The organism is Fredinandcohnia onubensis, from assembly GCF_002734215.1.
GTDB lineage: Bacteria > Bacillota > Bacilli > Bacillales > Bacillaceae_L > Ferdinandcohnia > Ferdinandcohnia onubensis.
Window position 1 is genome coordinate 42333 of sequence record NZ_NSEB01000004.1, and the last position, 21494, is coordinate 63826.

At 37.0% G+C, this 21494-nt stretch carries 16 protein-coding genes; 11 read left to right on the forward strand and 5 right to left on the reverse strand.

Going from position 1 to position 21494, the window contains the following annotated elements; genetic code table 11:
• The first annotated feature begins 15 nt into the window (after positions 1 to 15).
• From CKK03_RS03315 to CKK03_RS03335, 5 genes are all read left to right on the forward strand, one after another.
• The gene (locus CKK03_RS03315; protein WP_099361212.1) at positions 16 to 1023 is read left to right on the forward strand and encodes a sugar phosphate isomerase/epimerase family protein; all 1008 of its coding nucleotides are present in this window, start codon (positions 16 to 18) and stop codon (positions 1021 to 1023) included.
• A gap of 33 nt (positions 1024 to 1056) precedes the next feature.
• Positions 1057 to 2424, forward strand: a complete 1368-nt coding sequence (locus tag CKK03_RS03320) for an FGGY-family carbohydrate kinase (protein WP_099361213.1) — start codon at positions 1057 to 1059, stop codon at positions 2422 to 2424.
• A gap of 68 nt (positions 2425 to 2492) precedes the next feature.
• The gene (locus CKK03_RS03325; RefSeq protein WP_342744891.1) at positions 2493 to 3992 is read left to right on the forward strand and encodes a sugar ABC transporter ATP-binding protein; all 1500 of its coding nucleotides are present in this window, start codon (positions 2493 to 2495) and stop codon (positions 3990 to 3992) included.
• A 20-nt stretch (positions 3993 to 4012) separates the two neighbouring features.
• A complete protein-coding gene (locus CKK03_RS03330) occupies positions 4013 to 4996 on the forward strand; it encodes an ABC transporter permease (RefSeq protein WP_099361214.1) in 984 nt (327 codons plus the stop codon).
• Between the two features lie 12 nt (positions 4997 to 5008).
• Positions 5009 to 5938, forward strand: coding sequence for a sugar ABC transporter substrate-binding protein (locus CKK03_RS03335; protein ID WP_099361215.1), 930 nt, complete (start codon positions 5009 to 5011; stop codon positions 5936 to 5938).
• 162 nt (positions 5939 to 6100) lie between these two features.
• On the opposite strand, the gene CKK03_RS03340 is transcribed toward CKK03_RS03335, so the two are convergent.
• Together CKK03_RS03340 and CKK03_RS03345 are read right to left on the reverse strand one after the other, a co-directional pair.
• The gene (locus CKK03_RS03340) at positions 6101 to 6979 is read right to left on the reverse strand and encodes a M15 family metallopeptidase (RefSeq protein WP_099361788.1); all 879 of its coding nucleotides are present in this window, start codon (positions 6977 to 6979) and stop codon (positions 6101 to 6103) included.
• Between the two features lie 650 nt (positions 6980 to 7629).
• Positions 7630 to 9411 carry a hypothetical protein gene (locus CKK03_RS03345; RefSeq protein ID WP_099361216.1) on the reverse strand — a complete coding sequence of 594 codons (1782 nt, stop codon included), beginning with the start codon at positions 9409 to 9411 and terminating at the stop codon, positions 7630 to 7632.
• Between the two features lie 277 nt (positions 9412 to 9688).
• Between CKK03_RS03345 and CKK03_RS03350 the strand changes: the two genes are divergently transcribed.
• Positions 9689 to 10213, forward strand: a complete 525-nt coding sequence (locus CKK03_RS03350; protein ID WP_099361217.1) for a type 1 glutamine amidotransferase domain-containing protein — start codon at positions 9689 to 9691, stop codon at positions 10211 to 10213.
• 211 nt (positions 10214 to 10424) lie between these two features.
• Here the strand turns inward: CKK03_RS03350 and CKK03_RS03355 are convergent, their stop codons facing one another.
• Positions 10425 to 11282, reverse strand: coding sequence for a bacteriochlorophyll 4-vinyl reductase (locus tag CKK03_RS03355; protein WP_099361218.1), 858 nt, complete (start codon positions 11280 to 11282; stop codon positions 10425 to 10427).
• Between the two features lie 362 nt (positions 11283 to 11644).
• On the opposite strand from CKK03_RS03355, the gene CKK03_RS03360 reads away from it, so the two are divergent.
• The 3 genes from CKK03_RS03360 to CKK03_RS03370 all read left to right on the forward strand — a co-directional run bounded on the left by CKK03_RS03360 (position 11645) and on the right by CKK03_RS03370 (position 15570).
• On the forward strand, positions 11645 to 13015 hold the full coding sequence (locus CKK03_RS03360) for a phenylacetate--CoA ligase family protein (RefSeq protein ID WP_245863984.1): 1371 nt from the start codon (positions 11645 to 11647) through the stop codon (positions 13013 to 13015).
• Positions 13016 to 13053: 38 nt separating this feature from the next.
• Entirely contained in the window at positions 13054 to 14031 is a 978-nt protein-coding gene (locus CKK03_RS03365; RefSeq protein ID WP_099361219.1) for an amidohydrolase family protein, read from the forward strand.
• Between the two features lie 84 nt (positions 14032 to 14115).
• A complete protein-coding gene (locus tag CKK03_RS03370) occupies positions 14116 to 15570 on the forward strand; it encodes an APC family permease (RefSeq protein WP_099361220.1) in 1455 nt (484 codons plus the stop codon).
• Positions 15571 to 15592: 22 nt separating this feature from the next.
• Here the strand turns inward: CKK03_RS03370 and CKK03_RS03375 are convergent, their stop codons facing one another.
• Positions 15593 to 16549 (reverse strand): LysR family transcriptional regulator, encoded by a 957-nt coding sequence (locus tag CKK03_RS03375; protein WP_099361221.1) that lies wholly within the window; start codon positions 16547 to 16549, stop codon positions 15593 to 15595.
• Positions 16550 to 17666: 1117 nt separating this feature from the next.
• On the opposite strand from CKK03_RS03375, the gene CKK03_RS03390 reads away from it, so the two are divergent.
• Together CKK03_RS03390 and CKK03_RS03395 are read left to right on the forward strand one after the other, a co-directional pair.
• A complete protein-coding gene (locus tag CKK03_RS03390; protein ID WP_099361224.1) occupies positions 17667 to 18260 on the forward strand; it encodes a DUF5317 domain-containing protein in 594 nt (197 codons plus the stop codon).
• 158 nt (positions 18261 to 18418) lie between these two features.
• Positions 18419 to 20251, forward strand: coding sequence for a diguanylate cyclase (locus CKK03_RS03395; RefSeq protein WP_099361225.1), 1833 nt, complete (start codon positions 18419 to 18421; stop codon positions 20249 to 20251).
• Between the two features lie 339 nt (positions 20252 to 20590).
• Here the strand turns inward: CKK03_RS03395 and CKK03_RS03400 are convergent, their stop codons facing one another.
• Entirely contained in the window at positions 20591 to 21427 is an 837-nt protein-coding gene (locus tag CKK03_RS03400; RefSeq protein WP_099361226.1) for an isocitrate lyase/PEP mutase family protein, read from the reverse strand.
• Between the last annotated feature and the right edge of the window lie 67 nt (positions 21428 to 21494).

Consider the following 21494-nt stretch of genomic DNA (forward strand, 5'->3'; position numbering starts at 1 on the left):
GAGAGGGGAATTTAAATGAAATTACAAAACTTCCAACGAAAGAATGTAGAGGTTATTAAGAAGTTTATTGAGATTAGAAAGGAACAAAGCTTTAAAAAACCATCACAAAGATTAAATCTATCATGGAGTAACTGGGGATTCGGAACGGAGCCATTAGAAGTATCTGCAGAAAGACTTGCTAGAAATAATGTGAAATTTATTGAACTTCATGGAAACCGCTATGGTAAAGACTTAGGATATAAGACTGACGAAACTAAAAAAGTTCTGGATAGCTATGGAATTCAAGTGTCAGGAGTTTGCGGAATGGTATTTCCCGATTCTGAATTTGCAAGTAATAGCCCACTAGTGAGACAACGAGCAATCGATTATTTTAGAAGAAATATTGACCTATGTCAGGAGCTTGGAGGAACTTATATCCTTTTTGCACCGGGCGCAGTTGGTAGACCAAAGAAATACGATGATAATGAATACTTAAGAGCTGCCGAAACAATTGGGATACTCGGTGATTATTTTATAGAGAGTGGTGTCCGCGGAGCTATTGAACCTGTTCGCCCTGAGGAAGTAAGCTTTTGCCATACATTTGCTGATGCAAAAAAGTTGATTGACATGATTAACCACCCTGGTGTAACCCATATTGCTGGTGACATCTTCCACATGTTAGTTGGTGAAGAGCATATCGGAGCAGCTTTAGTTGAATATGGTGATATTCTAACTAATCTTCACCTAGCAGATACTAACAGACGTGCCTTAGGAACAGGCTTAATGGATTTAGATATCATTCAAATGGCTTTATATGTTATTGGCTATAACAATCCAAAAGCGTTCTGTTCTGCAGAACCACTAGGACTAGGTGGTAATCCGTATGAAGCAATGCATGGCAGCCCAGACCCAGTAATATTAGATGAAATGGTTTCTCAAACAGCTACTTATTTCTATGAAAGAGAAAACGAGCTTTTAAATGCAACGGAAGAAGATTTAAATAAGCTAATTACTTCTTATGGATTAGAATCAACTACGTTGTAAATATGAAACGAACTTTGTGGGGAGTGTAGAAGATTGAAATATATAGGAGTTGATATAGGCACGACACATATAAAAGCAATCGTGTTCGATGAAGAATCGAATAAATTGATTGCAAAACGAATTGAAAAAACTCCTGTCATGAAAGATCAGTTTGATGGCTTTGCTCATGATCCTTCAGCTATACGAGATTGTATATATAGGCTTTTAAAAAAGGTTGTAGTTGATATCGGGGATGCATCAGATGTTGTATCCCTATCAGTTGCAAGCTTCGGGGAAGAAATTGTCTTATTAGATAAAGATAAAGAACCCATTGGGAACTCTTTGGTATGGTACGACAATAGAGGGAAAGAAGAAGCAGAAGAATTTCTAACTGAAGAAACCTTACCCTTATTTAATGGGAATAAAGTAGATAGTAGTTTCTCTATATTTAAATTGCTTTGGATGAAAAAATACAGACCAACCGATCTTGAAAAAAGTGTGAGTGTAGTTGATATGGGAAGTTATATAGTAGGTAGTCTGTGTGGGAACTATGTGATGGACTGGTCACACGCATCTAGAACAGGGGTGTTTGACATTTTCACTAGAAGTTGGAACCACAGTGTAATGGAGGCTGCTGAATTAGAATACACAATGTTACCACCACTAGTCCCTTCAGGGAGTGTGGTAGGTACGATTAAAAAAGACATTTCACAAGAATTAGGATTACCAAATACAATGGCATTGGTGTCAGGTGCCCATGACCATCTATGCGCAGCATTTGCTAGCGGAGTTCGAAAAAAGGGTGACCTATTTATATCAGCAGGGACATCAGAAGCACATTTAGTACTTACAGAGGATCCAATTAATACAAGTACTATTTCTTATCCAATTGATCAAGGTTGTTTTGTAGATGACAAAAGTTACTATATCATGTCATCCCTACCTTCTGGTCATGTGTTTAAACAATGGAGGCAACTCCTATATAAGAATGTTGATGAAAATACAATCTATGAAGAAATAAGTCAGGTTCCGGTTGGAAGTGAAGGTGTTTTGTTTCACTTAAGTGAAGACTTAAAGCAAGAAAGTCTTCAAGGGATGTCATATTCGACAAACCGTGCAGTATTGCTTCATGCAATCATGGAAGGCTTAGCATGGAAATCAAAAGAGGTTTCTCAGGTCTTGAGTGATTTAAATGGTGAGCATTACGAAAAAGTAATTGTTGCTGGTCACCCAACAAAAGTTGAACTATGGAAAGAGATGAAGGCCACTGCGTTAGAAAAAGATTTAACCATTATACATGAGGTCGAATCTACTGCATTAGGAGCTGCTTTACTAGCTCAAAAACCTTTTATACATTGTAAAGAACAACATATTGCTGAGTTCTCAAAGTATCAAAACTCGATCGAAATAATGAATGGATAAATAAAACTTTAATAATAAATGAAAAGGATTTCATTGTTAAATCCTTGTTTATTAAAGGAGGGTTGTTTGTGAGTGGGAATGAAATAATCTTGGAGATGAGAAATATATCAAAGAGTTTCCCTGGTGTAAAAGCGCTAGACAATGTAAATTTAAAAATTAAAAAAGGAACCGTTCATGCGTTGATGGGTGAGAATGGTGCAGGCAAATCGACCTTAATGAAAATCCTTATTGGACTCTACACGGACTATGAAGGTGAAATTCATTTTAAAGGTAAAAGAATTGTTCATTCGAATATACGAAGTGCACTCTCATCCGGTATCTCAATGATCCATCAAGAATTAACCTATGTTCCTTATATGACAGTGGCGGAAAATCTCTTTCTAGGAAATGAACCTCGAAAGAAACCTTTCGGAATCGTTGACAAAAAATCTCTAGCTAAAAAAACCGAAGAGCTATTAAAACACGTAAATTTGAAGTTAAATCCTAATAAACTAATGAAAGATATCAGTGTATCTCAAAGACAAATGATTGAAATAGCTAAAGCCATTTCGTATAAATCAGACGTTATTATTATGGATGAACCCACTTCTGCAATCTCTGATAGAGAAGTAGAGAACCTATTTGAAATTATTAATGAATTAAAGTCTAAAGGTGTTGCTATCATCTATATTTCTCACAAAATGGATGAAATTTATAAAATTGCAGATGAGTTTACCGTTTTACGTGATGGCACTTATGTTGGAACATGCTCTATTAAAGTTGCAGATCAAAATGAAATGATTCGTATGATGGTAGGGCGGCAACTTACCGACCTGTTCCCAAAAAGAAATCCAGTTGTGGGAGAAACAGTTCTATCGGTGAAAGGTCTCACGAAACAAGGTGTGTTTGAAAATATTACGTTTGAGCTTCGAAAAGGTGAAATTCTTGGAATTTCAGGATTAATGGGATCAGGGAGAACTGAGTTAGTAAGCAGTATATTTGGATTGGAAAGCTATGATAGTGGTGAGATTTTCGTACAAAACAAAAAAACAATAATAAAAGAGACAAGAGATGCTATTAATCAAGGAATAGGACTTGTAAGTGAAGATAGAAAGACATTAGGACTAGTTTTGGGGATGTCTATTAAAGAAAATCTTCTTCTACCTAATTTAAACCTATGTTCAAAATCCTTCGTTATATCGAGAAAAGAAGAGCGGGAAATTTCTGATAAGGTTATCTCTGAGTTAAGAATAAAAACACCTTCAAGAGAACAAAAAGCAAAAAACCTTAGTGGAGGGAATCAGCAAAAAATTGTAATAGGAAAGGCCCTGTTAAGTAATCCAGATATTTTAATCCTTGACGAACCAACTAGAGGAATAGATATAGGGGCAAAGTCAGAAATTTATAGATTAATAGATCAACTCGCACAAGCGGGAAAAGCAATAATTGTTGTCTCCTCTGAATTACCAGAAATATTGGGATTAAGTGATAGGGTTCTGGTCTTACATGAAGGAAGACAAACCGGTGAGCTATCTAGAAAAGAAGTTAGCGAAGAAAAAATCATGGCATTAGCATTTGGAAGAAAATAATAGAAAAGGGGGTAAATACTATGGTGGAACCAATTACTCAAGTTGTTCAGGATACACCTAAAAAAAATATTGATATAGGAGAGCTTTTTAGAAAATACGGTCTATTATTGGCGTTTGTAATATTATGTACAGTTTTTGCCATTATGTCACCTGTATTTCTTACACAAAGTAATGTTACAAATATCCTAAACCAAGTATCAATTAATGCCATTTTAGCAATCGGTGTTACATTTGTTATTTTAATAGCTGGTATTGACTTAGGGTTAGGATCTTATGTGGCTTTAACCGGAGTACTAGCTGCATTATCTTCAAGTTCAGGGCAACCTTTGATTGCATCTATTTCATTCGGTATTGCTGCTGGATTAGCAATTGGATTCATAAACGGACTTACAGTTACAAAGGGGCGCTTAGCGTCATTCATCGTTACATTAGGGATGATGACAATCACTCGAGGTGGAGCATTGGTAATCAGCGATGGTAGACCGGTATCAAATCTCTCTCCATCCTTTAATCATATAGGAAATGGGAGTTTCCTAGGTATACCAATTCCTATTGTTATAGTAATTGTAGTTTTTCTTATAGCGATGTTCGTTCTGAATAAGACGGTGTTCGGACGTTATATATATGCAGTAGGAGGTAATGAAGAGGCTGCAAGAGCGTCAGGTATTAGTGTAAATAAGATAAAAATGTATGTGTACATTATTTGTGGTGGATTAGCAGGACTAGCTGGTATTATCCAAGCAGCTAGAATCAATACAGGGCAACCAAACATTGGAGTTGGCTATGAATTAGATGCAATTGCTGCAGCAGTTATAGGTGGTACTAGCCTTTCTGGTGGTGCAGGGAAGATTACTGGTACCATAATTGGTGCATTAATCATTGGTGTTATCAACAATGGACTTGACTTGTTAGGTGTTTCATCATATTGGCAATCTATCATTAAGGGTGGAATTATTATCGGTGCACTTCTTCTTGATAGAAGATCAAACGAAACTAAATCTTAGGGGGACAAAAAAATGAAAAAATTATGCTTAGGATTATTAAGTTTACTTATGGTTGTATTTACAGCAGCATGTTCTAACTCAAGTTCTAACGGTGAAGATGAAATTGTCATTGGTGTAAGTATGAATAATATGGCAACTGAATACACAGCCCAATTAGCAAAAGGTGTTGAAGATGGTGCCAAAGAATTAGGAGTTAAAGTAATTGTAAATGATGGAGAAAGTAACGCCAACAAACAGGTTCAACAAATTGAAAACTTTATTGCACAAAAAGTAGATGCAATTATTCTTCAACCAATTGAAACTGATGCTTCATCCCCTGCAGTAGAGAAAGCAAAAGAAGCTGGTATTCCAATCATTAACTTAAATTCTGTAACAACTGCTGAACCCGATGCATTTGTTGGTTCACGTGATGAAGAATCTGCAGAAATTGCAATTAACTATATTGCAGAGAAAATCGGAAATAAAGGTAATATTGTAATGATGCAAGGGTATCCAGGACAATCTTCTGAGATTAAGAGAACAGAGGGGGCGCAGGCAATTCTAGAAGACTACCCTGAGATCACATTAATAGATCAACAAACAGCTAACTGGGATAGAAATGAAGCACTAGACCTTATGCAGAACTGGTTACAAGCACACAAGGGTAAAATCAATGGTGTATTCGCTCAAAACGATGAAATGGCCATGGGAGCTCTTTTGACACTTGAAAATGAAGGCGTAAAAGATGATATCGTTTTAGTAGGTGTTGACGCTATTCCTGATGCTCTTCAAGCTGTAAAAGACGGTAGACTTGATGCAACTGTATTCCAAAATGCAATTGGTCAAGGAAATGGATCTATTGAAACTGCACTTAAAGTCATCAACGGTGAGGATGTTGAAAAAGAAGTGTTTATCCCATTTGAACTTGTGACACAAGATAATGTTGAAGAATATTTAAAATAAGACATTCTAGGTTAATAGACACAAAAGTCTTGTATTCAATTGCTGCAGGACTTTTGTGTCTTTTTTCTAGATAGCTTTTTGTCCTTTTGAAGCGATTATATTTTTACTAACAGTATTTCTTTTTTTATTATTCGGCTCGTTTCACGAAGATTCCTAGGAACACTACTGATATCTTGTCACAATCACTCCATCCACGTTATTCCCAGAAACCTCATATTGAGAAAAGATGGGTTCTACCATTTCGAGAGTTTCTGAAACAGGGTGGTAGGAGATGTAATAGTCTTGACCGTCAACAGTTGTCTTCACGGTCTTTTCCTTTTTCAGATAGTCTATGTATTCCTCCAGCACGAAATTCTTTTCCTTCATAAACGCACTATGGGGCAAACCTACATAGCGAAAGTGCCAAGGTTCGTATTCAATTCCGGTTATATCTGTTTTGTCCTTTGGATACCGGAGGATAAACCCGTATTCCCAAGCATTTTCTGCCATCCATTTTCCTTCAGGGGCATTTTCCATTTTCATCAGGGTCGAACCAACATCTAGTGATAATCCTAGATTGTGTTCACTATACCCAGGTGGCAAGGCGTAACTAGATCCCATCTCTTTATAGAGTTTTGCTTGTTCTTCAAAATCACGAAACCCACTATTCATCGAAAAGTGAAGCAGCCCATCCTTTTTCGCAGCCACCATCATCTTTGAGAATTGTAGTCCCGCCTCTTTTGATATAGAAATAGAATCTATACTTGTCCCGAATTGTTTCCCTAGTTCCGCTATAGCAGATAACGAAACAATATCTTCTTTTATACTCGTTTGTTTAATCGGGTAGGTATTATTGGCTAATAGTAAGTCTCCTTGAAATATCTGATTCTCGTTTATATCAATGGTTCTGATTTTCTTTACTGGAGGCTCTCTTTTAATCATATTGGAAACGAGTTTTGGTTCAGATTGTGTTCCTTTATTCTGCTGAAGGAAAGGGCTAGAAACCAAAAAAACAGCAGCAATAATCGTAAACAAAACCGCCGGCAATATCCATTTTTTCATCCGTTGCAATTATTTATCCTCCTTATCGATTGTACAATGATCTTACTTTATTATATTCGTTACTATAGTATTCAAGCTTATTTAACAATTTTTCAATAAGTATTGGATCCCTGGAGTCCCTTGTTAAAAGGGCGTAATATCTCATCATAAGAAAATGCCAATATTTAAGAATCATTTTCTTTCCACCTTACAATATACATTTAAACATTATATCAACAGTAAACGACAGTGTTTTAATGGGACAGATTGACAGGTTCCGCGTCCCAGAACCATCATAAAGAAAAAGGAAATATTACGGTACTATTAATTTACTTCAACCTGTACTAATCGCAAAATTTTATTTCAAACAAACGTTTGATTAGCGGTCTAACGCTACATTACCAGGCCATTTCAATTTCAAACAAACGCTTGATTGGACGAGTTTTTGGGTGGATAAGAACTGCTGTTATAGTGGTGAAATCAGTTGAATTACTATTCTAGAATAATTAGGACAGATTGACAGGTTCATTGACCAAATTACTATCTTCCTTTGACTTCGTCAGCCGTCCATCAAACAGTCATTTTTTTGCCTAAGGGGCTGTACCACGTACAACTGTATCCCTTTGGTAAATATTTGGACAAAAAAAGACGAGAGACTCTGTCTCCTCGTCCTATAACCTTGTTTTTCTTACATAAAATTCGATGATTTGAAGTAGCCAATGTAGGTGTTGCTCTACCTCTTCTTTTGAAAAAGAGATGAGACCTATAAGAGCATCATAATGTAGTGCTGTATTTCCACCAGTCCTAATTTTATAAATAAGGGTATTGATGGTCTTATCTTTTATGAGGTCCTTTGTCTCAGTTACGAGTAAAAATAAACTTTTGTTTCTATGCCCTTCTTTAATGCTTTTTCCCATCCCTAGGCAACATTCTTGCATCAATACCTCAAGAGTGAATCGCATTGCACCTATTGCCAAACGAGGGGTACTGATGGATTGTCTAGCTTCATGTAGAGATGTTTTTAATGCCTCCCGTACTCTTTCCGAATTCACCAGATTTAAGACTTCATCAATCTTCTCTTGAAGTTTATCCTCCTGTGAAACCTTTGGTCGGTGTACTTTTCGGTTGTTTTTATCCTGTTGTGTTTCCTCGTGTTGTATATCACTAAATAAATCACCTAAATGGGAGAGATATTTCTGTTTTGATTCTAGAAATAGAGCTTCATTTTTTTCATGATAAGGATCTACCCGTTCTTTTTTTAGGTTATCAAGTAAAACGGTTAGTGTGGCAAAGTATTCTGCTTGATTGACAAAATGGATATATTCGTCTGTTCTTTCCTGGTGTACTTGATACTCTGCGAATAGTGCCTCATCAGCTTCTTCCTTACTTCTTATGTCATTTTTATCCAGTTCATCTTCATTATCAACTGTATACAGATGTTCCAGTGCAAAGCTTTTAAAAAGGTCGAAAAACTCTTCCTTGTGGTGAGTCGGTATATCAATTAGTAGGATGGAAAGTAATGAGGTATTTTGCGGATATGCTACCTCAAAAGGTTCTCCAAATACTCCTTGATGGTAGTATTGTTTCTTCAGGTTATACATATAAAGTTGATGCTTCAATCGATCAAAGTAGGCTAATTCCTCTAGCTTTCTATCCTTTGATAGTTCAAGTACACTACTATAAAATTCCTCTATAAAAGGTTTTGACTGATTCTCGTGGATTTTTATCTCGAACGTTAGAGTATCTTGCATCTCGGGATGATATAAATGTGTAATATACCAGTAATCTCTCATTTTGATTATTTCCTTGTCCCTTTTTTCAAGGTCTAAAGAAATAGGGATTTTGAAGGTTAACGGAATTCCAATGTGAAAAACGTCCGCATCATTATTGTAAGTAATTTCGTTATTTTCAATCTCAAAGTTTATTTTTTTACTACCGTTATCAAAGTGTCCAAAATAGATGTTATCCTCCATATCTATATGAAGAAGGTCAGTTAATTTTGATTTATAATAATCTCCATATGATTGATCGACAAAATAAGTAAGTAAATAGTAGATTCCTTCCTCGTAATCTATCCCTGATTCAAGATACATTTTTCCGAGATTGAAATGAAAGTCAAGGTGGTCAAAGTGTTCAATTGCTTTCTTCTGCTTTGCAATCGCCACTTCTTCATTACCCTCATTCCACAGTTCGATAGCCTCGATTGTTAGGGCTACTGCTGTTTGAGCAGGGGCGAAATAAAACAATTCATTATGATTGGCTAACTTTGTTTTATGTTCTTCTATTTTTTTTTCCTTTTCAAGATTAACAGAGCCCTCAAACGGGATCCGTTGACGTAGTCTTCTGCAATTGGGTTTAATTTTACCTTTCTTTACGTTAGCGTAAGTTATTACTTCTTCTTCTAGTTTTTGAAGTTTATCTTCAATGTCAGTTATTTTCCAATGCTCAGACATATTACCCACCTCATTTTAGTAATCTAGTATTTATTATACTCAAGTATTATGAGTTTTAATCTATTAATCTCACATTAAATTTGTTGATTGAATCTACCTAAAAATCAAATAAAATGAAGTATTTCAACGTTATGTTGAAGAAATGACCATCATCAAAAATAAACAAGAAGAGATCAAGCATAATAACATACGACCCATATCCAATCAACCAGCTGTTTAAGAACACTCTAGGAAATGTTACTATTAATAAAACAATAAATGAAAGGATGATAATGTAATGCGTTTAAATGGAAAAAAGATTATCGGTCTTGTTCATCACGACTTTGAAGATCTAGAGCTATGGTACCCAGTTATGAGGCTTAGAGAAGAAGGTGCTATTGTTGACCTTGTTGGTGAAGAAGCGAATCAGAAATATATAGGGAAGTACGGTGTCCCTGCCGTTTCCGAATTTGCATATGGTGATATAAAAGCAGAAGATTACGATGCCATTTTAGTGCCGGGAGGATGGGCACCAGATAAAATTCGTAGGTTTCCTGAAGTATTATCGATGCTACAGCAAATGAACGATGCCGAAAAGCCGATCGGACAAATTTGTCATGCAGGCTGGGTATTAATTTCAGCTAAGATCCTAGAAGGTAAAAAAGTGACGAGTACTCCAGGAATTAAGGATGACATGGAAAACGCGGGTGCAATTTGGTATGACGAACCTGTTGTCACCGATGGCCATCTTGTCTCAAGCCGCCGCCCACCAGACCTACCAGATTACATGAGAGAATTTATTAAAGTCTTGGAACAAAAATAGTGGGACAGAGGGACAGATCCCTCTGTCCCAACCCCCTGAATCGTCACAGTGACGCCCTGAAGTTTATCGTTTAACAAGTAGAAGTGCATCCGTTTCAGCCACCCTCGTCTCTATGTAAGACTACATTTTACTAATCAAGGCTCATTTCATGCAGAGAGGATTCTTCGCTTTTTTGCTAGAGTGGCATTTGTAACGAAAATATAGGTAAAGGTTAGTCGCTAACTTTGGGTTGATTATCCTCAAATTCGTCTTCAATTTGGTCTTCCAGCTCCTCGAATTCCGCATCTATGACGTCAGGCATTTCCTTCTTAATATCATTCATATCTTGTTGAAAATCCTGTCTTGAGTAGTCTAACGTTTCATACATAGTATCTCTTAATCGTTTTCCCATTTTCTTCATTGAGGTATAGGTTAGACCACCAGATACTACCCCTCCAACAACAGGAATGATCTTGGATACACCTCTTGCAAATGTATCTTTTGTCATCTTAGCCCCTATTAATGTAGCAATTTTTTTAACACTTGGATAGATAAGTGTCTTGGTTAAAGCTTTTCGAGGAAGTTTTTTTAATGCCTGCTGAGCCATTTTGGAAGATATAACTTTTAAGGTCGCAGCTGCACCCCCTACACCAAACATAACACCTAGGAATAAAATTAATTCAGATCTTACCCGTTCTAAGTCAATTTCCTCATCTTCCCAAAAATCCTCATATCCAAACAGGTAAGCAAGTTCTTGTGATAAACGTAACGTTACTCCGAAAAATTGAAGGGTATCCGCAGGAATTGTAGCGAATACTGTCGCACCACCAGGTAGTTCAGCGACAAATGATGCACTAGAACTTTGTAAGGTTCTCTTATCTATGTGGGAGCTTGCCATTCTGTATATTTTGTCAGTACTGATTCCTGCTTCTAGTGGGCCTTTATCAATCAAGGTAGCTATTTTATCCGAGCTTAACTTATCTCCGAATTTCTCGACCAGGAATTTTTTTCGGTTTACTTTGACACCTGGTAACTTTAAGGCGTTTGCTATAATTAATTCAACATTTGAAGACTCTTCATTGTAAGCCATAAATATTTTCTTCTCTCCAATCTTAAAAAAATTATCTTTCATTTCTATTTTTAAACAAAAAAGACCTTACTTAGCTTAACCTCTAAGCTTGTATTTATTAAATGAATAATAGCATATAAATGACGGACACAGTGACACCCAAAAGTTTGTTGAAAGTGTAACAACTTGTTTCTCTTCTCCTATAGCAACTTCGTATGCTGAAATCCAAATATAAGTAACCCTTATACCTGCATTACTTTCATTAATTTTACATTAAGCTTGTTTGAGTTTAGAATTTAAATTATAAATATTCTGAATAATTTAAAATGAGGTGCTGGTGACAATTATGATCTATGCACTAAACCGCCAAAGGAGGTACACATGTGAACATTACTGAGAGTAAAACAAAAAAGGTCACGTATACTAATCCACTTTTCCGCTCTGTGTCTGAGGAGGAAATCTATGTATACCAAGAGAACTTACTAAAAAAACAATTACGATACATTTATCGCAATTCGGAATTCTATCGAAACAAGTTTAATCAAATCGGTGTATTTCCAGAGGACATTAAAACGATTGAGGAGTTTCGTCAGTTACCGGTATTTATGAACAAAACGATAGAGAGGGAAAATCAAAAGGAATCTAGGGAACGATATGGTCATCCTTTTGGAACTCATTTATGCTGTTCACCAGACGAAATTGAATTCACTGGAACTACAAGCGGGACCTCTGGAAACCCAACATTTACGTATACTTTTACGAAGGAAGATTTGGATTTTTTAAATCGGTATATTGCCCATATGTTGGAGTACGGGGGAGTATATCCTGGTGATCGATTACTCTTCAGCCATTCGTTAGGTATTTATGCAACCTCATCCATTTTGTGGGGAATCAGGTCCCATGGTGTTTTGCCGATTGATGTGGATGTTCGAGCAGGTAGCCAGATGATTTTAAAATACACAGAAATGACAAAACCAAGTGCTGCCATGATGACCCCGTCACTTGCTGAATACTTAATTGATAAGGCTCCAGAAATCATAGGGAAGAGTGTCGGTGAATTAGGTTTGTCGGCATTATTCACTGTCGGAGAGTTAGGAATCGGAATACCAGAGGTTAAGAAGAAAATTGAAAACGCTTACGGTTGTAGAGTGTATGATTATTTAGGAGAATTAGGCTTTTCCTGTGATTCCGATGAATATTATGGGATCCATTGCGTTGCTCCCGATTTCGGTCTTTTTCCGATTGATTTGGTTGATCCAGAAACCAAAAAGCCAATCGAAGTGACGGATGGAGTGATTGGGGAGGTTATTGATACCGAGATCAATTTAAAAGCCCTACCAAGAGTCCGCTATGCGAGTGGCGATGTGGTGCAAATATTTACAAAAGAATGTCCGGGATGTGGATTTAAGGGTAAGCGGATAAGAGTAGTGGGTCGTTCCGATGACATGTTGATCATCAAAGGAGCAAACGTCTATCCAGCATCCATTAAAAAGGTAATTGCGAAATTTGCCCCAGATGTTACCGGAGAAATCCGAATTGTGCTGGATACTCCTCCGCCAAGAGTAGTCCCACCTTTGAAGGTGAAAGTTGAATATGGATATCATGTTGATCATCGCTATTTGCAGGATTTAGAGCAAAGGATGAAAAATGCTCTCCATACGGAGGCGAGAGTAACCCCAGAGATCATTTGGTGTGAACCGGGTTCTTTAGAGAAGGCGATGACCAAAACACCTCTTTTTGAGAAGAATTACTAAGTAACAATAATGACCCTATCATGTGAGGAGGAATATGAATGATCATTGATTGTTCCAATACGTTACCGGAGTTTGCTTTTATGGAAGGATCGGAATCGAACACAAAAAACGAGAACTATGTAAAACTGTTTAGTCCTCGTTGGGCACAACTTGTCGGTTGGTCAAAGGATGAATTTAATAGAAAACTAGAGAGACAATCATCAAAGGATGTCATGGATGAGTTGTATGGCGTATTAAAAGAACATTATTCTATGGAAAACTTTTTAAGTATGTTACAAGAGTCTAATATTGTCTATCATGCCATTCATAATATGGATTATGGCCGGGATGGTTCTGAACCTCCGGCAGATCATGACTATATTGCTACTATTCTAAAGCAGTACCCGAATCGCTTTATTGGTTTTGCCGGCTTTAATCCTCATAAAGGGACTGAAAGTTTAAAAGTGGTACGAAAGGCAATTACGGAGCAGGGATTTAAGGGAGTCGTGTTGCCACCATACGAGCATGGAGTAAAGGCTGATGACCGAAAATATTATCCGCTTTATGCCCTTTGTGATGAACTGGGAATTCCTATATGGATTCATTCATCCATCAATTATTATAAAGAAACCTCTGTGTATATCGATCATCCTTCTAACTTAGAGGCACCATTAATGGATTTTAAAAATTTAAAAATTATTGCTGGACACGGAGGTTGGCCGTGGATACCAGATATGATGGCGATGCTATTAAAATATAAGAATCTATATGTAGATACTTCTGCCTTCCGACCAAAATATATTGCAGAGCCAAATACAGGCTGGGATATGTTTATGCACTATGCAAATAGCTTAATCCAGGACCAAATTGTCTTTGCCGCAGATTGGCTGACGATTGGAATGCCGATTAAGGAGTATCTCAAGGAGGTGGAAGACTGGCCACTAAAAAAGGAAGTACGAGAAAAGTTTTACTGGAAGAATGCTAACAAATTATTTAAGTTGGGCATTGAAGAAGAATCGCCAATCATGTCTAAGTAATAGGTACGTGAGCAGTCTGATAGAGTTCCGCATAAAACGTTTTTTTGAATTACCATTTATTCTATGACCTGAGGAGTTGTTGGGATGAAATTAGAAAGAAATGATACTACTGTAACCATCGCTTCAAACCAAAATACACAACTAAAGAAGGCACTCTCAAAGTGGGATTTATTAACGATAGGCGTTGGGGCTGTTATTGGTTGGTCTTGGGTTATTTATGCAGGTGTGTGGTCAACCACTGCCGGTAGCTTTGGGGGAGTTCTGGCTTTCCTGATTGGCGGAATCCTCTGCTCGTTTGTCGGACTCGCCTATGCAGAGCTTGCCTCCTCCATGCCAAGGGCTGGTGGAGATATCGTTTATACTTATAAGGGATTGGGTGATCGGTGGGCCTTCATTGCTGGTGCGTGTGTTGGCTATAGCTTTCTTACTTTACTCGTTGTAGAAACGATTATGCTACCGGTGATTTTGGAAGCACTAGGATTCCCGTTGCCGAAAATTGGTGCTATTTACACCATTGGCGGGGAAACCGTGTATGTTTCCTATATCGTGCTTTCCATCCTTATTAATTTTTTCTTTGCTTATCTGAATATAAAGGGAATTGAATTTTCAAAAGTATTTCAAACGATTACAGTAGCGGTTTTATTATTTGCGGCTGTCTTTTATGTAGTGGTGGGTGTAAGCTTAGGTGAAGTATCGAATGCTAAACCATTCTTCACTTCTTTATCGGGTCTTTCCTTAACCTTACTGCTAGTTCCTGGGTTTATGTCAGGATTTAATGTAGTCGCACAGGCAGCAGAAGAGGCCAATGTTAATCCTAAACTTATTGGCAAGCTTGTGGTAATAACCGTCTGGGCAAGTGCTTTATTTTACATTTTGATTATTATTGGTACGTCTTTTGCAGCGGATATAGGTACTAGAGAAACTGCTTCAATTGTAGTCTTGGAATCTCTTAGCCAGTTATTTAATGGATCAAAGGTGGCTATGGTTTTTGTAGCAATCGCCTCCCTAATAGGAATGTTAACTACTTGGAATGCTGCGTATCTTGCGGGTAGCCGGGTCCTATTTGCTCTAGGAAGAGCTAAATATATTCCGAAAGGCTTTTCGGAACTGCATGTTAAGAATCGAACTCCAATGAAAGCCATTTTGTTTTTATTTGCGCTGAGCAGCCTAGCTGCTTTTCTGGGAACTAGCCAGATGATTTTTATAAATATCGTGAATATTTCTGGCTTTATGATGATTTGTGCATGGTTGCTTGTTGTTCTATCCTTCTTGATTTTAAGACAGAAGGCACCTAACCTAAATCGTCCATACTATGTGGCGTATGGCCGATTTGTGGGAGTATTAGCTATTGTTTCACTGATTTTCTTCTTGTTTTTATATACGCCATTAAATCCTTTAGGTGGGTTAACTTTACCTGAATTAAGTGTTTTAGGGATAATCATTATTACCATTCTTGTTGTCTATTTCAAAAATGTTCACCATAGTAAAATTAGCAAAGAGGAAAGGGAAAAACTGCTTTTTGAAAATACTGGTGAATAGTACAAAGGTAAAGCCGGTTTCTTTAGGATAACCGGCTTTTTTCATGCTCCTTAGCATTGGCCAGCCCTTGATCTAACGTGTTTTGCAGATGATGTTTAAATAGTTTAATAAACTCTTTAACAACAGGTGGATTATTTGCCCTTTTTACTCGTACGAAACCTAAATAACTTTCGCCGGCTATTGTATCTGCTAATGGAATCGGCACAATTTCCCCTTTATCGATATATGGATTATTAATCAGATCAACCTGAGTATCGATGGTAATGCCAATACCCTCGCGAATGGCTTCTCTTATGGTTTCTGTATTATTTGACGAAAACAGTAGATCAACAGCTCCATTCTCATTGACAAAATTGTTGAAGTACCAAGTTAAAAATTCACCATTGAACATGATGAAGGTTTGATTTGTTAATTGGTCATAGGAGACGCAATCATATGCAGTAAGCGCCGAATCCTTATGAGTAAAAACAAACATATCAATGTCAGTTAAATATTCCAAATGAATTTTATCTTTTTTCTTTAATGTATTTTCATAGACAGCAATTACACCAATATGAAGTTCTTTATTGATTACAGCCTCTGTAATATCCACGGAACTCTTTTCTATAATGTTAATCGTCTGATGGGGATATTCCTTTTTTAATTGCGAAATAATAGAAGGAAGGAATGGTAAATGCAAACCTGAAATTACTCCAATGTTGATGTCATCTTGGTCAGTATCACTTAATTCAATTACCTTCTTTTTTAATTGTTCCCATTGTTTTAATACCTCTTCAGCATGAACAATCATTTCTATCCCTTTCTCTGTAGGGATTACACCATAACGAGTACGGTGAAATATCTCGAAACCCAACTCCTCTTCCAACTTTTTAATGGATTGACTTATAGCCGATTGCGAGACAAATAGTTTTTCCGCTGTTTTTGAAAAGGATAGGGTTGTTGCGACAGACACAATAAACTCCAATTGTTCAATATGCACACAGAATTCCCCCTACATCTAAAATCGAGTTGCGCTTGTAGTATTCATTCAACACAACCAGGTTTATTCCTTTATTACATGTATTAAATTTAGGGCACGACTGGTTGTTAAAGTGATTTTGGGAAGTATTGTTTTAAGGTAGGTAATGGGTTCAAAGCTGATACAGAAAGGGGGTATATCAATGCTGCCATCTATTAAGAAATTTGCCCAACATAGCAACATTAGATGAAGGCCATACAAAAAGATCCAGTTATCTACTGGATTCAGGGTTAGTTAATTTTGAGTTATTTCTTTCGATGAATTTCTGAAAAGCATAATTCAATAGTGAAAGTGAGTAGGAAATAAGAAAGATTATTCTAGAATTAAACATTTTTAGTTTATAATGACCGATTTTTTGAAAGAGTGCACTCAAGGGAAAGGCAAAAATTAAATCCATGATTAAATTACATAATGCATATAACGAGAACTTACCATAAGTAAAATGAAACACCCACAAATTAATGGTGAAAAAAGGCCCGAATATAAAGGCTAAAGCATCAAATACCATGTATTTGGTACCTCCTTTAACCTTCCACCATTTGAAAATTGGATTCAAGAGTGTTTGTATTAACAAAATACAAGAACAAAATAAAGTAACAGGCAAAAATCTTTTAAACGATTGTTTTGGGAGAAAGTATATAACAATTGCCCATAACACAACTGCATTTGCAATTCGAAAAAAGTTCGCTATCAACATAACCACCCTAAAATTTTTTATTAGGATGCGTTATTTAAACATTTTTATTCTGAAAAGAATAAGAAAAGATTAAATGGAAATTTGATAGGCGATGGACTGCCTGCTTGATTAAGGTATGCCACCAGGCCGTGGGACAAGGGACCTGTCCCTGCGCCCCAGCCCAAGGGCTACGCCGCGCCCCAGCCTCTAGACCAACACCAACCCACACTCCTACACCTGCAGCCCACCCGCGCCCCAATTTCATCAAATTTTTCCCGTAAACGTTGAAACTTTCTGATATAATTTGTAGTATATTGGTGAAATATGTAGACTTTTCCTTTTAAGTAGTAGGAAAGTATGGCTTATGAAATCTTAATTCTAATAAAATGGTGGGTAAAAACGATGGTTTTTGATGGAATTCTCATTGCGGTGATTGTAGGTTTTTTTCGAAAAGGTAGTTTGCGTGGATTAGCTGATTTGCAGTTGAAATACGGTTGGATTTTTCCGATTCTTGTTCTTCTTCAGCTCTCGGTCTATTTTATGCAAAATAAGTATGAAATGCTAGGATTCCTTAGCGGCTATATTTATATGTTTGTTTATGTGATTGGGATGGCGTTTCTTTGGGTGAACCGCCACCATTCAGGATTTACTCTTATTTTAATCGGGACATTTCTAAACTTTCTTGTCATGGCTTTGAATGGTGGAAGAATGCCAGTGTTAGAGTCTGCTGCAACTTTGCTAGATCCACATTACATAGATACATTAAAAAATGAGCTTTATGCCAAGCACACTCTCCTGACAGAGAGCAGTAGATTAGGGTTTTTAGGTGATATTATTCCGTTAACTGATCCTTATCCACGTTCTCAAATCATTAGTATTGGTGATGTTGTGATGAATATTGGCGCCTTCCAATTTATCCAATATCTAATGGTGCATAAAAATAGAGATACGTCGCTAGAAGGTGAGTCCTCTTCATTGAAGGAGGTGAAATCATGAAAACAAAAGTATCTCGTATTCTATTAAACGCAATTATCCTTGGATCTGTAGTACTTGCTTTTACATCTGGTTGGAAACTAATCTAATACACTAACCAAGGAGGTATGTTGGCTATCCAACGTTCCTCCTCTACCTTTTAACCTGAGAGATGATAAAAAATGAAAATTAACTTTAAACCATTATATATATATACGGGTATAACCGTTCTAGTCGGAGTTTTTTCATTCCTCTATTTCTATGATTATAAAAATATTACCCTCTCAGATTGGGTGATTATATTTGTACTAGTCGGTTCTATTACCCTTTTAAATTATCACGTAATTCCTATCCCACCGAAGGATAATTCACTTTCACTCGATTCTTCTATTTATCTTGCTAGTTTGTTTATGTATGGTCTAGACATAACCCTTTTTGTATTGGCATTATCCAGTATGGTTTATGTTTTTGTTCAACGGAAAACTGCCTGGTGGAAGCATTTATTTAATTTCTCGATGTACACGATTATGATTATTGCCTCCTATTTTTCACTTATTTTTGCTGGGGGTTCTTTTGGGGAAATCGATACACATCATTTACTGCCATATATTTTATCTCTCTGTACTTATTTTATTTGCAATATGCTCTTTATTATTTCTTATTTCTTTCTTTATGGTAGTGGTAGTATTGAGAACGTCATTAAAGGGGTCACCTCTGATAAAACGTTTGTGATTAGTTATTTTACGACTCTGTTACTGCCCTTGATTCTCGGAATCTTGCTAAAAGCAGAAGGTGTATTTGGACTCTTTTTATTCGTATGTATTGCTTTACTGTTATCTGGAGCATTTCATCAGCACTTTAAGCTTTATCAAGAGATTTCAGATAAGGCAAATAAGGATTTCTTAACAGGTTTAAATAATCATGGCTATTTTAAAGAATTATTTGATGATGAAATATCAAGTGCTAGGGAAAATGGAACACCTGTAAGCATAGCGCTTTTAGATATAGATGATTTTAAAAAATATAATGATTTGTATGGTCATATTCAGGGCGACCATTTACTTACATTTTTTGGTTCGATCTTAGAAGAAGAAGCGAATTCCCATGACTATATCGTTGGGCGATACGGTGGGGAAGAATTTTCGATTGTCATGCCGAACACAACGGTGGACGACGGATTGGCTTTCGTCAATTCATTGCGAAAAAAAGTCAATAACAGCTATTTTAAAGGTGTAGAGGCACTTCCATATAGCTGCTTATCTTTTTCAGCAGGCGTTGTAGAGTGGGAAAAAGGGATGTATGACGCATCCGAACTATTGAATAAAGCCGACCAAGCGATGTATTATGCGAAGGCACAGGGAAAAAACATTGTTCAGGTATTTGATGAGAATTCTCAATACTTCGCTCAAAATGCGATTAATCTCGATCATGAGTTAAAAGAAGCTGAACAACAGCTAAAGATCTTCCTATCGAAAGATGTGTATACCTATCGTCATAGTAAACGCGTGTTCCAATATGCGGTTGATTTCAGTAGTAGACTAGATTTAAGTGAATCTGAAAAGAAGACGTTAATATTAGGAGCCCTTATTCACGACATCGGGAAACTTGAAATACCTCGTGATATTATCAATAAAAAAGGAAAACTCGAACCTCATGAATGGGAAATGATGAAGAAACACGTAACCTGGGGGAAAGAAATTATCTCGACCAATAAAAAATTGGAGCCCTTGATTCCGTTAGTCGAGCTGCATCACGAACGTTTCGATGGAAAAGGATATCCGCATGGTTTACAAAGTGAAAAAATTCCGAAATTGGCTCGCATACTATGTGTGTGCGATTCCTTTGACGCGATGACAACAGAACGCCCATACCAAAAGACAAAAACCTTTACCGAAGCTATTGAAGAACTAAGAAAATGCTCAGGAAGTCAATTCGACCCAACCCTAGTCGAACCATTTATCGGCATGATCGAGGAGAAGTACGCAAACCAATTGGAGGTGGTGTCACAACAGTGACGCCCCGAAGTTTGTCGAATGGAATAACTTAACCTTCGTGGAATAGGGTTGAAAGTAAAATTATAATGAAATATCAAAAGCCCGATTAGTAATAATCTGTACTAATCGGGCTTTTTTTGGATTTGTCGATTTCAAACAAACGTTTGTTTAACGTTCTAGCTCAATAATGGTGTAAAACTATCAATTCAATCAATCGTTTGTTTGAATTACTTTTGTAAGGTGAAGGGTCATGTAAGTTGAACTGTTATACCAAGAAATTGATATTCTAAAATAGGGTCGGAGGGACAGGTCCCTTGTCCCAGTGAAGGTTTAATGGGTCTTGGGACCTGTCTCGACCCATTATTTCACCAAACCAGATACCTCACCGTAAGAAAGAACATTGTATGTCATTTTGCTAAATGTGCGTTGGTTAACGATTTCGTCGCCGATCTGTTTCAAGAGGGAGGTACTAGCTCGGAATGGACTTGAACCAGTACTTACTCTTTCAATTCCTATTTCTGATAGCTCGTCTATCGAAGGAAGCCCAGGAACTGCTAATAGATTAATTGGACACTTGACCGCACTTCGGAGCTTCTGGATTTCGTCAACATCTTTCAAAGCGGGAACGAAGACACAATCTGCACCAGCTTCTTCATATAACTTTACACGGTGAATGGCTTCGTCAATACGAGATTCTGGTTCGCCTATATTCAGCCAAAAAATATCCGTGCGTGCATTGATAAACAACGGAAACCCAATTGAATCACAGTACTCTCGTATGGCAGCAATCTTTTCCTGCTGTAGTATTGGATCATAAATCGGAGAGTTAATGTCACCAGTCCCATCCTCAAAATTAATGCCAACCACTCCCGCGGATATTAGCTGTTCTATTGTATGTAAAATTTCCTTGGTCGTTTTACCAAAACCTGATTCAATGTCGGCACTCACAGGTACATCAACAGCATTAACCATATTCTTGATCACACTTAACATAGTCTCAAATGGTATCTCTTGTCCATCAGGATACCCCAGTGACATTGCAACCCCTGCGCTCGTTGTCCCAATTGCCTTACATCCACATTCCTCGAACATTTTTGCACTAATTACATCCCATGCATTCGGCAGAATCATGGTTTTCTTCCCCTTATGAAGAGCCCGAAAAAGTTCTGATTTAGCTATTAGCTGTTCATTTATCATCTCTAATCTCCTTTCTAATTTCGACTCAAAACTATAGATTTATTGTAACTTATTTCTGGGACAGAGG

Excerpts from the sequence above, each read along its gene's own strand:
- CKK03_RS03355 (WP_099361218.1), bottom strand. The coding sequence starts at position 11,282 with ATGGCTTACAATGAAGAGTCTTCAAATGTTGAATTAATTATAGCAAAC.
- CKK03_RS03365 (WP_099361219.1), top strand. The coding sequence starts at position 13,054 with ATGATCATTGATTGTTCCAATACGTTACCGGAGTTTGCTTTTATGGAA.
- CKK03_RS03370 (WP_099361220.1), top strand. The coding sequence starts at position 14,116 with ATGAAATTAGAAAGAAATGATACTACTGTAACCATCGCTTCAAACCAA.
- CKK03_RS03330 (WP_099361214.1), top strand. The coding sequence starts at position 4,013 with ATGGTGGAACCAATTACTCAAGTTGTTCAGGATACACCTAAAAAAAAT.
- CKK03_RS03335 (WP_099361215.1), top strand. The coding sequence starts at position 5,009 with ATGAAAAAATTATGCTTAGGATTATTAAGTTTACTTATGGTTGTATTT.
- CKK03_RS03395 (WP_099361225.1), top strand. The coding sequence starts at position 18,419 with ATGAAAATTAACTTTAAACCATTATATATATATACGGGTATAACCGTT.
- CKK03_RS03315 (WP_099361212.1), top strand. The coding sequence starts at position 16 with ATGAAATTACAAAACTTCCAACGAAAGAATGTAGAGGTTATTAAGAAG.
- CKK03_RS03350 (WP_099361217.1), top strand. The coding sequence starts at position 9,689 with ATGCGTTTAAATGGAAAAAAGATTATCGGTCTTGTTCATCACGACTTT.
- CKK03_RS03390 (WP_099361224.1), top strand. The coding sequence starts at position 17,667 with ATGGTTTTTGATGGAATTCTCATTGCGGTGATTGTAGGTTTTTTTCGA.
- CKK03_RS03400 (WP_099361226.1), bottom strand. The coding sequence starts at position 21,427 with ATGATAAATGAACAGCTAATAGCTAAATCAGAACTTTTTCGGGCTCTT.
- CKK03_RS03340 (WP_099361788.1), bottom strand. The coding sequence starts at position 6,979 with ATGAAAAAATGGATATTGCCGGCGGTTTTGTTTACGATTATTGCTGCT.
- CKK03_RS03345 (WP_099361216.1), bottom strand. The coding sequence starts at position 9,411 with ATGTCTGAGCATTGGAAAATAACTGACATTGAAGATAAACTTCAAAAA.